Annotated in this window: 12 protein-coding genes; 3 read left to right on the forward strand and 9 right to left on the reverse strand. The window is 55.3% G+C overall.

The genetic code is table 11. The annotated features are described in order from the left end of the window. Both proC and RMSM_RS28965 read left to right on the forward strand, forming a co-directional pair. The coding region (gene proC / locus RMSM_RS28960) for a pyrroline-5-carboxylate reductase (RefSeq protein WP_063870276.1) at positions 1-531 on the forward strand (531 nt) is incomplete at its 5' end. Positions 532-669: 138 nt separating this feature from the next. Further along, complete coding sequence (locus RMSM_RS28965) at positions 670-906, forward strand: hypothetical protein (protein ID WP_040769973.1); 237 nt, start codon at positions 670-672, stop codon at positions 904-906. A 233-nt stretch (positions 907-1,139) separates the two neighbouring features. Here RMSM_RS28965 and RMSM_RS28970 read toward each other — a convergent pair whose 3' ends face one another. Further along, positions 1,140-1,403 (reverse strand): Trm112 family protein, encoded by a 264-nt coding sequence (locus RMSM_RS28970; protein ID WP_008705713.1) that lies wholly within the window; start codon positions 1,401-1,403, stop codon positions 1,140-1,142. A gap of 248 nt (positions 1,404-1,651) precedes the next feature. Between RMSM_RS28970 and RMSM_RS28975 the strand changes: the two genes are divergently transcribed. After that, positions 1,652-2,404: a hypothetical protein gene (locus RMSM_RS28975; protein ID WP_040769980.1), complete on the forward strand. Its 753-nt coding sequence runs from the start codon at positions 1,652-1,654 to the stop codon at positions 2,402-2,404. A gap of 41 nt (positions 2,405-2,445) precedes the next feature. On the opposite strand, the gene RMSM_RS37500 is transcribed toward RMSM_RS28975, so the two are convergent. From RMSM_RS37500 to RMSM_RS37505, 8 genes are all read right to left on the reverse strand, one after another. Beyond that, complete coding sequence (locus RMSM_RS37500; protein ID WP_008705716.1) at positions 2,446-4,773, reverse strand: NAD-dependent epimerase/dehydratase family protein; 2,328 nt, start codon at positions 4,771-4,773, stop codon at positions 2,446-2,448. A 147-nt stretch (positions 4,774-4,920) separates the two neighbouring features. Further along, positions 4,921-5,910: a glycosyltransferase family 2 protein gene (locus RMSM_RS28985; protein WP_008705718.1), complete on the reverse strand. Its 990-nt coding sequence runs from the start codon at positions 5,908-5,910 to the stop codon at positions 4,921-4,923. Between the two features lie 46 nt (positions 5,911-5,956). Then, positions 5,957-6,166 carry a sugar transferase gene (locus tag RMSM_RS42160; RefSeq protein WP_201767092.1) on the reverse strand — a complete coding sequence of 70 codons (210 nt, stop codon included), beginning with the start codon at positions 6,164-6,166 and terminating at the stop codon, positions 5,957-5,959. Then, on the reverse strand, positions 6,129-6,632 hold the full coding sequence (locus tag RMSM_RS28990; RefSeq protein WP_201767093.1) for a sugar transferase: 504 nt from the start codon (positions 6,630-6,632) through the stop codon (positions 6,129-6,131). Before RMSM_RS28990 ends, RMSM_RS42160 begins: the two co-directional genes overlap by 38 nt. Positions 6,633-6,732: 100 nt before the next feature. Continuing rightward, the gene (locus tag RMSM_RS28995; RefSeq protein ID WP_063870277.1) at positions 6,733-8,073 is read right to left on the reverse strand and encodes a glycosyltransferase; all 1,341 of its coding nucleotides are present in this window, start codon (positions 8,071-8,073) and stop codon (positions 6,733-6,735) included. After that, a complete protein-coding gene (locus RMSM_RS29000) occupies positions 8,070-9,032 on the reverse strand; it encodes a glycosyltransferase family 2 protein (protein WP_008705730.1) in 963 nt (320 codons plus the stop codon). The genes RMSM_RS28995 and RMSM_RS29000 overlap by 4 nt, the downstream gene beginning before the upstream one ends. A 61-nt stretch (positions 9,033-9,093) precedes the next feature. Beyond that, positions 9,094-10,431, reverse strand: coding sequence for a glycosyltransferase (locus tag RMSM_RS29005; RefSeq protein ID WP_008705733.1), 1,338 nt, complete (start codon positions 10,429-10,431; stop codon positions 9,094-9,096). Positions 10,432-10,551: 120 nt separating this feature from the next. Continuing rightward, positions 10,552-11,932, reverse strand: a 1,381-nt coding sequence (locus RMSM_RS37505) for a glycosyltransferase family 2 protein (RefSeq protein WP_236622346.1), incomplete at its 5' end; no start/stop codon positions are given.

Raw genomic sequence — 11,932 nt, forward strand, 5'->3', positions numbered from 1 at the left:
GGTGATTTCCGTCGCCGCCGGGTGATGCTCAAATCGCTGTGCGGTTGGATCGGTCACCAACGTGTCGTCCGAGTCATGCCCAATACTCCCTGCTTGGTTGGTCAAGGAGTCAGCGCTTTTTGTGGCGGCAGCGACGTGACCGATCAAGACAACGAGTGGATTACCACGCTGTTTTCGAGCGTGGGTTTGGCAATCCCCGTGCTCGAATCGCAAATGGACGGCGTTACCGGGCTGAGTGGCTCGGGGCCAGCCTACATTTGCTTGATCGTCGAAGCGTTGGCCGACGGCGGCGTGTTGGCGGGGTTGCCCCGCCCGTTGGCGATGAAATTGGCAGCCCAAACGGTGTTGGGAACGGCGCAGATGATCGCGGAAACCGGTCGTCATCCAGGCGAACTGAAGGATTCGGTCACCAGTCCGGCGGGGACAACGATTGCCGCGGTCCAAGTCCTCGAGCAAAATGGAATTAGAGGGGCATTGATCGATGCCGTGGCGGCGTCGGCACGGCGAAGTCGCGAACTCGCTGCGGACTAAGAAATCCTAGCGTCACGCGTACCGCCGCTCGCTTTACAACGTCGGCGATCTTTGCTTCACTTTTGCTGCGGGGCGGCGAATACCCCCGGGATCGCCGCCTCGGATTACCTTTTAACCTCGCCATAAGTTTCAAGAACGATGGAATCACCAATTATCAAAGTTGACGACAAACACGTCCCGCTTTACCGAATCGTTTGGGTCAGTGAGATTCCACACTTTTGTGGCGAGCCGGATTGTATGCACGAAGGCGACTACGAGGTCCGCTTGGATGTCGATGATTCGCTGTGGACCAGTGCCAGCGAACGCGATGCTACCGTCGCCGCTTTGGCAAAATGGTGCAGCGACCCACGAGGCGACGACAGCCCCGATTGGTGAGCCCGCGGTGTCTCGCAGACGATCTCGATGAGCTGGCCTTTGTTCGTGAAATGAGCTGACCACTGTTCGTAAACCCGAACGCCTGGGGCAAGGGAGCTGCCAGCGGCATGGGGCAATCGGGGGCGGTCAAGGCACCGAATGATGCCTCAGCCCGATCCATGCCTCAGCCCGATCCACTCACCCGCCGCGGCTCTGGAGAATCAACAAGCCGTCGATGCATTCGGGTCGCCTTGCTAGCTTTCTTTGTTTGCTGGCAAAACAATTGCTTCGTCGGCGACCATGCACACGATCCCGTCGCGGACGGGGTACATCAAACCGCCTGATTTGCTGATCAGACCAGTGTCGATCCCCTCGTGGATCCGTTGATCTTGGCGGTCACGCAGTTCGCCGAGCTTGATTGATTCGTTGATTTTTTCAACAAACGACGGCTCCGCTGGCTGTAAAGGTTCGCCGCTGAGGACACAGCGAAGCATCGAAAGTAAATTTTGATCAATCATTTGATTTGACTCAGCATTGATGCTTTGAGTTTCCGAAACTAAGGCAAGCAGACCTGGTGCATGGATGCACGGAATCAGCTCTTTGCTGCCTCAGGTTGGTTAACGAAATTTCGTTCTTTTCTAGTTACCGAATTCGGTGGAGGATTGCCATGAAGTCGCGAGCTTGCTCGCGGTTCGTCCAACCGGTTGCTCATCTTTGTGCAACATTTTCGACGATCGCAGTTTTCAGTTGTGCCACAAATTCGACCGTGCAGGCTCAGTCTACGTCGCCGGCACCATCGTCTCCAGGCTACTACACCGATCCTCAGACTGGCATTGTTTATCGGCAGGTCACCAAAACGATTGAACGCCCAGTGGTGGAAACAAAAACGGAGCAGCGTGAGCAGACGGTTTACCGTCCTCAGACCGTGACCGAAACGAAACCGGAATCGAGAACCGTGTACACCCCTGTGATCCAGTACGAGTGGCAGCCTCGTTTGGAAGGGCGTTGGAATCCGTTCCGCCAACCGACATTGGCGTACCATCATGTACCGCAAACCCGTTGGGAAAGTCGTAACGAAGTGGTGCACCGCACCAACACGCGTACTGAATGGGTTGCCGAGAAACGCACGATCAACGTGCCTCAGCGATTAGTACGAATGGAACGCGAGCAAAAGATTGACTATGAAGCGGTGGGCCGCGTCGCACCGCAGCAATCGCCACCATCGTCGAACGAACAGGCGATTGCATCGCGTTTGCGTCCGCTCGATTCGAACACTCGCGTGGAAGCCTTCTCGTCACCACCAACTCAAATTGCTCAGGCCACCACGGTTTATTCGCCGCCGCGTATCGCCGCTTCGTCGCTTGGACGCATGACCAGCGATCCGCCACGGCGATCGACAAGCCAAGCGGGATTGCGAAGCACCGAGCTGTATCCGACGCCAAACCAAGGTTACAGCGGAGCGTTGCCTCCGGCCAGCACGGGCGTTGCCACCCTGCCCGCTCTGCCGCTGTGGCGTTAGGCGTCTGAACGCGTCCCACTGAGCGAGTTGCACTGACCGCGTTACGCCATCGATACGTCGATGGCGTCTTCGATCCCACGTTGGATCAAGGATTGACGATCACTGTGCGGTTGCCAGCGGAGGACTTGTTTGCTGCGGCTGCAATCGAATGTGGCCTTTTGCGTTCTGGATTCCCAATCGTAATAGCTCGGTTTGCGGCGATCAGGATGACGCACCGCCGTTTTGACCATCCATTTAGCCATGTCGGTCAGATAGAAGTGCCAGATCCGCGTCGGTTTGATGTCGATGCAAATGTTGGAAACGCGTTGCAACTCGTTCAGATACTCCCGGGCCGTTAATACAGGGTCGGCGACGAAGTTAAAGGACTCGCCATCAATCCCCGGTTGATCCATCGCCGCGATCAATCCGTCGGCAACATCGTCGACAAGGACCAGTGGCAGTTTGTGGTTGCCATCGCCCCAAATTTGGCAAAAGCTTTCTCCGGTCCACATGCCGATGCCCCAGTGAAAGGGCGATCCCCCTTTGCCGATCACGATCCCGGGTCGCGTGATCACGACGTCCAGCCCCTCATCGCGATGCAGCCGGGCGAGATCGTCTTCGATGACAGCTTTGGATTTCGCGTATAAATTGCGTCCTTCGATACGCGGATCCAGCGGCGTGGTTTCCGTGATCGTGCCCGCTTGAGAGCCGGCATAATAAGCATCGATCGAACTGGTGTAGACCAAGCGGCCGACGCGGTGGGCTAAACATTGTTTGGCGAGCTGCTGAGTTGGCTGGATGTCGAGTGTCAAATAATCCTGCCACGTCTTGCCCACTCCGCGAGCCAGGTGGAAGACGCCATCGACTCCCTGCAGCGACCTCGCCACATCATCGTCGTTCGCCATGTCGCCTCGAACCAGTTCCACCAAAGGGTGTCGTAGCGGGGCGGGGACATCGTCGGGGCGGCGAACAAAACAGCGAACCGGTCGGCCTTGTTCGGTAAGCCGCTCGACCAGGGCTTGCCCAATAAAACCGCTTCCGCCGAATACCAAACAAGGTTTGCGGTCACATTTCGAACCGTCGTTTGGATCGTCGTTCGGATCGTTTTCGTCATGTGTTGTCGCGTGATGTATCGCCTTGTCTTGAGCCGTGCCGTTGCGAATGGGACTATTTTCGGTTGCCGCGTTTCTCATCGTTGCCGCCGTTCGATTCACGCTCTCGTTTGTCGTGGGTGCGGCGAAACGATGGCCGGCGTCGGCATCATCTTTGCAAAGCGGAGGTATCACGGAGCGGTCGAGTTGTTCGCACAATTCAATCGCGGATTTGCCCAACGCTCCCGACAAGCGACTCGACACCTCCTTTGCCGACAACAGCGATTGATAGTAATCGGTAATCGCGTTGGCAATACTCTCGCCATAGGGATTACCATGTTTCGCCAGGCCAAGCTTGCTGCCGATGTAGCGGTGCAGTCCCGATTTTGCTTGCCGGTGCAGATCGCGGCTTGTTTGTTTTAATCGATGGTAGCGATCGAAATCCATCGAATAGCGTGTCGCCCGGTTCAGTGTGAAAGTGTTGTCTTCGATGTCGGCGGTCGCACTGCCATGGCTGCCACGAACGTGAATCGTAAACTCGGTCATCCCGCTGCCGAGCGAAAGACGCGTCTGCACTGCGATTCGGCCTGTCGTCATACTAAAGGCCCAATTGCGCATCATCGATCGCCCGCAAGGTAACGCGATCGGATGCGTCGCAATCCCAGTGATCTGGTCAGGAAACGATGCTAAATCCAGTACGGGGCTGACGATGTGCGGCCCAAGTTCCAGCAACAAATTGGTAGAGTCACGCAGCATCCAGATCGAGTAGGGACCGTGGTTCAATTGAGGCAGTTGTTTGTTCCACGCGATGTCGATCGCATCGATTCGCCCCAGTTTCCCACTGTCGATACACTGCCGCAGATCTTCGTAAACACGTGCGAATAGAAAGTTGTGATTGATGCCTAGCCGGACGCCATGACGGTCTGCCATGGCAAGCAGTTCGTCGCACTCGAGCGACGACGTGGCCATCGGTTTTTCTAGAAACACGTTTACTTTGGCTGCGATGCATTGACTCGTTACGGCAGCGTGGGCGTCGGGTGGAACAAGCACGTGGACGACGTCCAAGCCACCAAAATTAAGCATCGCTTCGACCGAAGCAAAATGATTGGCGATGCCAAATGTCTCAGCAGCCTGCTTCGCCGCTGACACGTTCACGTCAGCGATCGCAACAAGCTCTGCATCGGGATGCTGGTTGATTGCCGCCGCATGCCACTGGGTGATGTATCCAGCGCCGACCAACCCCACTTTCAATGGAGCCGCGAGGCGAACATTCGGATCGAGAGAGTGAGTTGAGCTCATCAAGGTTGGGTCGATTCTTTGGGCAACATGTTAGGCAGTAAACAGGGGATCGGCCAACAGACGTGTGGCCGATGGGGGAGCCACGCGAGGGTAACCGGCAAGGTGATTCCTCAATTCGATTCCTTAAGCCGATTCACGTGGCGTCCCTTATTTATATTCGATAATTTGGGTCGTCGATCGGGTGAGCCGTCTCCATCCATATTTGCACGCGCCAATGAATTCCGGGATTTTGCCGCCGACACAACTGGCCGCATAGATCATTGACGATGAGGTCGGCAATCCTCGGCGACGATAGGTCCGCGTCACCTTGGCCCACAGCACTGCATAGGCCAACATCAGTACGCCGAGGCTCATGAATCGGGTGGGCCAAATCAACAGGATGGCGATCAACGGCAGCACGCCTCCCCAGAACAAGACGCTTCGAAACGGTTTGGCAAAATGGCGTTCCGGAGGACGACCATGCATCGCAAATCCTTGCGCAAAACCATGACCGCAGCGGACGCAACGACGCCACCACTGGGACAAACGGTGCATATCAGCATCATGCAGTGTCATTTCGCAGTCGATGCGTCGTAGCTTCCAGCCTTGTTGGCGAATTCGCACACAGACCTCGTCGTCTTCGGCGGCGATCACACGTTCGTTGTAACCACCGACCGATTGCAAGACATCGCAGCGGACGATTGCGTCCCCGCCACATGCTCGCGTTTCTCCGATCGGCGTGTTCCACTCGATATCGCACAGCAGGTTGAACACGCTGGCGTCGGGGTAACGTTCACGGCGACGTCCGCATACCGCAGCGAGATCAGGATGCGCTGCGAACGCGCGACGCCCTGCTTCGATCCAGCCCACAGCGATCTCGCAGTCTCCATCGACGAATTGGACAAACTTCAAATTGGGAACGTTTTCGATCAAACGCTGGAATCCTGCATTGCGTCCACGAGCCGCCGAAAATGGCCGAGTCGTATCCAAGTGCACCACATCAGCGCCAAGCTGGCCTGCTACCTCGACGCTGTTGTCGTCCGAGCCCGAGTCGACATAGACGACGTGCGGCGAATCCCGCAGTGCCGATCGCAGACATGCTTCGAGCCGAGAACCTTCGTTTCGTCCAATCGCGACGACACCGATGTCAGAAAACAACCGAGTGAACCTTGTGTGGGATGGGATATAGCAGAGGACAACGTGCTCAATAAGCACCTTTGCCGCTCAAGACAACGGGGATGGTTTTGACGATTAACTTCACGTCGGTCAGAAAACCGCGTTGCTGAATGTATTCCAAATCCATAATGATTTGCTCGTCAAAAGGGATGTCACCGCGTCCGGATACTTGCCAGATGCAGGTCAAACCGGGCAGCACGTCAAAGCGGTTGTAGTCTTGGACGTTGTAACGAAGCACCTCTTCGAGCAGTGCCGGACGACGGGCCCACCACGCTCATGTCGCCGCACAATACATTGTAAAACTGAGGCAATTCATCAACGCTGTAGCGGCGGATCCAACGTCCTACCTTTGTGATGCGAGGGTCGTGACGCAATTTGAACGTGCGGTCGTCGGCGTGTTGGTTCAGTAACCGCATTGCCTCCTTTTGCTTTTCGGCATCGACCACCATCGAACGAAATTTTAGACATTGAAACCGGCGGCCTCCGCGTCCGACACGCGGCGACCAGTAGAAAATCTTGCCACCGTCCTCGCATTTAATCGCGATAGCGACCAATGCGATCAACGGCATGCAGACCAGGATCGCCACGGCCGAAATGACAATGTCCATGATGCGCTTGCAATGTCCATAGACATCCGTTCCCTCAACCGATGGCAGCCCTGTTGTGAAAATCAGCGATTGGTGGGTCATGGTCGGTGTCATCATCGCAAGTCTCAGCATGTCACAGGGTCAAAAGATGTCGAAGAGTCAGCGAATCGGCAGCCTATCAGTGTGTTTGATCGACACTGGCCAAGCAAGGATTTTTTCAAGTTGACTTGGTCGAAACAAACGCCGGGGGCGTGGTCTCGTCGGGGAAAACCTTCGGTCGAGGATCATGGTGCGATTTGTCGACGGACGGGATTCGTTTATCCGAAGCCGGCAACCCGAGTATCCGGTTGGACAATTTTTTTGCTTCGCGGCGGACATCGTGACATTGACGGACTCGCGCCGCGCCGTTCTTTCCGCGTCGTATGATTTCTTCGTCGGAAACCTCCATCGCCTGGGTCATGCCGCGGCACAGCGCAGTGACGGATCCGGCGGGGATCAACCAACCCGTGACACCGCTGCGGACAAGTTCCGGGATTCCGGCTACCGCGGTTGCAATCACAGGCCGACCGAGTGCTAGGGATTCCATACAAGCGACCGGCAGCCCTTCGGCAAAACTAGGCATGACAAGGACGCGGCTCTGCTGGATCATCGTCTGGATTTCAGAGCCTGTCTTCCAACCCGCCAGCACGACACATGATTGCAGTTGATGTTCCTGGATCATTTTCTCCAACGTGCTTCGCAGCGGGCCATCACCGACAATCGTCAATTCAAACGAAACGGCATCGCGAGCGAGTTTTGCCGCGGCTTGGATCAGCAGCGGCATGCCTTTCTGCTCGTTCAGCCGTCCGATGGCCAGGAAGCGAGGCGATGACGGCGGCGGTGTCCAAGCGACATCGAAATAGGATTCGTCCAATCCACATCGCACCCTATGGATTTTGGACCAATCTGCAAAATCAGCCCAGCGATACAGTTGGCTGCAACCAAACCGACTGACCCCGACCACAAACTCACACGACGCAATCTTCTTTCCAAGTCCTAGTTGGACCGGTCGATCAAATTCCTCGGGGCCGTGCACCGTAAAACTAAATTTGGGACCGCCTAGGTGACGACAAAGCGTTGCCACTGTGGTCGAGTTGGTGCCAAAGTGGGCGTGTAGATGAGCGATCTTGTCGCGATCACTCCATCGTTTGATGACGGTGGCTTCGGCCAGATAGACGAGGTGGCGAAATAGAGATCCTGCACTCCAGTAAAACGACATCGCTAAGCGAATCGCCGCGAAAAAGCGGATCGGATGTGACACGGCGGTCGCGACGACGGATCCCAACAAAGCGTAGATCGGCAGATCCAACACGTAACGCGTCCGAGCTTCCTCTCGCTTGTCCTCGGGGTCCACGACTTGTACCCAGGGTCGGCGGATGCCGTAACGAATCACGCTGTGTCCGAGTCGCTCGAGTGCGTGAATCTCGCGCCGAATAAACGTGGTGCTGATTGCAGGGTATTGGTTGACCAAATAGGCCACAGGCGTTGCTTGTCGGGTCTGCGAATGGGAATCGCTCATCGGATGATTCCTCGAACGAAGACACTGTTTAGCAAAAAATCTCGCCAAAGTTTCGGAGGATCGGTTGCCGGTTTTCGTTGGACAATCGCGCGGGCAATCCAAATGGCTCGTCCAATCAACCAGGCAGCGTCCGCCATCGCGGTTCGCAGCACTCCATGTTTTGAAATGAAATAACGGCGTCTCGAATCAAACCAATATTCAGGCCGCTGTTTCAACACGGCTTGCGCGCCGGTGACGCCCGAGGATTGCCCCACCAAATGGATCACGCGGCTGGCGGGTTGGTACCATGTTTCATAACCGGCTTGTTTTGCGCGATAACAAAAATCGACTTCTTCGTAGTACATGAAATAGCGGTCATCAAACATGCCGATCTTGTCGATCAACTCGCTGCGGAACATAAAGCTGGCACCCGCAACCCAGTCCACCTGGCATGAATCGTCAGGCGGATCGGGGGCAACATTGTGACGCTCGAGCAGCCGCGTCAGAGGGCCCAATCGCATCGCATCCACAAACTCGCTGCGGATCGTGGGAAAGCGACATGCCGAGGTTTGGGCCTCGCCATCGGGATATTGCAGTCGGCTGCCGACAATCCCCGCCGACGGATTGGTCCGCAGCGTCTGCAACAGCGGTTCCATCGCACCGGGCAGCACCACCGTATCGGGATTGAGTAACCAGATCACTTCGGCCCGGTCGTCCCGCCCCACCGCTGCGGTGATGCCGATGTTGTTCGCCGCAGCAAATCCCCTGTTCTCATCTAATGCCGTCAAACGAACCCACGACTGCCAATCACGCTGTTGTATCGTCGCGGCGAGTATCGCTGCGGATTCGTCCGCCGAGCCACCGTCGATCAATTCCACTGAGAAATCAGGATGCTGACTCGCGACCGGTTCAAGCGATTCCAGACAGTCGACGGTTAACGACGCTGTGCGGTAGTTGACGATAATGGCAACGATGTTCATGGTTGGCAGGCGATTCGATGTCGGGAACACGTTGCAATGTACCGTATTGCATCTTTGCGTCTCACGTTGGCTGTCCGCTTAATGCAGGATCTTTTTTCGTAGGCTTGTTGGTGGGCGACGGGGCGTCCGGTGCCGAAGAACGTGGGAATCGCGGGATTGCATTGAGGGTCCATTCAGCTCGCTTGGCATACCAGCTTTCTCGCGAATGTCTGCAAGCGGCCCGACGCGCGTTTAGCGCCATTTCAAAAAGTTGGCCGCGGTGAAGTTCCAGCTCCGCGATTCGCTGCCCTGATTTTTCCAGATCGTGTCGAGGCAAAATCAGCCCCGCATTATCGCTGGCTAATTGTTTGACAAAACCAGGGTGATCAAATCCCAACATTGGCAGCCCTGAGCAGTAACATGACAAAAAACGATGCATGTCGCAATCGATCGCAGGTGTCAACAACATCGCATCATATTGCCGCTGCTGTTGCAGCGCTGCTGTGCTGCCGGAATCTGTTTGTTGAAAACGGACTTCGCGGCTCAGCCCAAGTTTGGCAATCTGATACTGTAATTCAGATCGCTGAAATCCTTGGCCAAAAATGTCCAAGTGTACGTTGGCTCCGAATTGGCGAGCGTAGCGGATGATCGCGATGCTGAGATTGACACCGTACTTGCTTTCAAGCGGAGCGTACGAGACCAAACGCAATGGTTGCAAAGCCGCGTCGCTGCGAAACCGTTCGAGTAGATCCGCTTCGGAAATGACGTCATCATTGGAAATCGATGGCTCGCAGAAAAGTTGTGAGTTACGTGCGAATTTTGAGTACTGACGCAACGAAATTTCGCTGCTAAATAGACTTAATTCCGATCGTTTGACCAAACGCTCGCAACGTCGGCGACAGCGGCGATTGGACAATCGATCTCGCATCGACATGGTCCGTGAGATCGATGGGTGGTCGTCGTTGGACGGGTCTGAGTGGACCAGCACGATCGGGTGCGAAACGTCCGAGGATTGAAAGATTCCCTCAGCGATCACCGCATCATCGGGGCCAAGGATTTCGGGTTGTAAAACGCATGCCGGCTGAGTGAACGATTGTAAAATTTTTTTCCATGTCGCCGGTCGGTTGGCCTTAGCGATTTCGCGGAAGAGGTTGGGGCGATCGATCCATCTATGTTGCGACACGGGTTCGACACAAATTTCTTCGCGTGCGGGATCAAACGATTGCAATCGTCCAGCCTCGCAATCGGTGTGCAAAGCTGCCTCGGATTCGGCTGCGACCGAAGGGGCGAGCAAGGTAAGTTGACCAAACTTTCCATCTAACGAATTTCGCAGCAACCGAAGTTGACGTGCTCTATCGGATGTCAAGAAAACCTGATCACCGTGCAGATGGTACGGTTGGCAAGTGAGGATTAAATACATCAATTCATCGTGCTGTTAGACTGGTAGCTTGTTTGATATTTTTCGATCCACGCCAGCTGCTCTATCGACTGGCCGATCTGCTAATTCGGGTCACTTCATCACTTCACTAATTCTGTTTCTCTAATTTCGATCGGTGCGAATCCATACGCGTTCGGGGTGAAAGATAAAACTTGTATAGAGCGGCAATTTGCGAATGGCGTAAAACGGGATAGCAAAAATCATTCCCATCGTTGCTCGGCGAGGACAAAAACGTGCCCACGCCAAACCGAGTCCGACGCTCGCGATACTCATCGCAATCAACCATGTCACCAACGGCCCTATCGCATAACCCAACCACGCAGCGATTGCCAACAGCGTTCCGATGATCGCAGCCGCGATCATCAATAATGACAACGGCAAAACCACCAAATCCAGCGCGGCCAACAAACAGTAACGGGTCGGATTACGTGTCCAACCTCGGATCAGCCTCGGAACCTGGCTGCCGATCAATTGCAAATGACCGTGTTCCCAGCGACGACGCTGCGTGTCGGCGGCGGTGACGTGTGTGGGAAAGGTCGCTAAACACTTTGCGTCCGGACAATACTGGACCGGATATCCCGCCAAGATCATGTCAAATGTCCAACGCATGTCTTCGACAAGATGGCCGCCGGGAGCACTGAGTTGTTTTAGAGCATGTCGTGGAAATGCCATCCCCGAACCAAACAAGGTGCATCCGCCGCCGATCCGTGTCAAACCTAAGGGACGAACAAAATTCTTGACCGTAAAAGCAAATTCGGACAACGCACCCGGCGGCGTGATCGGAATGGATTCGGGTTGCTGCATCAAGTAGCACGCTTGAGCCGGCCTCTGTGTCTGCGTCACCTGGATGGCTAATCGGTCGATCGTATCGGGCCAAACCTTGCAGTCCGCATCGACAATCACCACCACGCGATCTGACTGGGGTGTCGACTCGGGCGGGCTTGTCGACTTGGGCAGGCTTGTCGACTCGGGCGGGCTTATCGACTTGGGCAGGCTTGTCGACTTGGGGCTCGCAATGGATTCCGGCGGAGTCAATAAATCAAGAGCATCAAAGGCGAAACGAAGCGCGTAATCTTTCCCTCGGTTTTGCGAATCCAATCGCTCCAGCACCGTCATGCTCCGCGATGCGAGATTCGCCGCAAACTGATGCGCAATCTCGGCGGTGTTGTCGCTGCAATTATCCGCAACTAAATAGAGATGGTCACCCGGTCGCAGTGCCGCTGTTACTGAATCAAGTGTTCGAACGAGTCCTAGTTGTTCGTTGTGGGCAGGAATGATCACATCCACCGCCGCACGTGACTTCGGATCGATCGCTTCGGTATCGGACGCAACGCGTTCAAGAGGACGTTTTTTGTCCTTTCGCAACATCGCCAACAAACACTCACTGCCGAAAACGATCAAAGGGACCGCAATCGAAATTGCCATCGTCCAAAGAAGCGTATCGATCAATGCGTTTGAAAACGTCATGAGGTCAACATGTTGC

The organism is Rhodopirellula maiorica SM1, from assembly GCF_000346295.1.
Classification (GTDB): domain Bacteria; phylum Planctomycetota; class Planctomycetia; order Pirellulales; family Pirellulaceae; genus Novipirellula; species Novipirellula maiorica.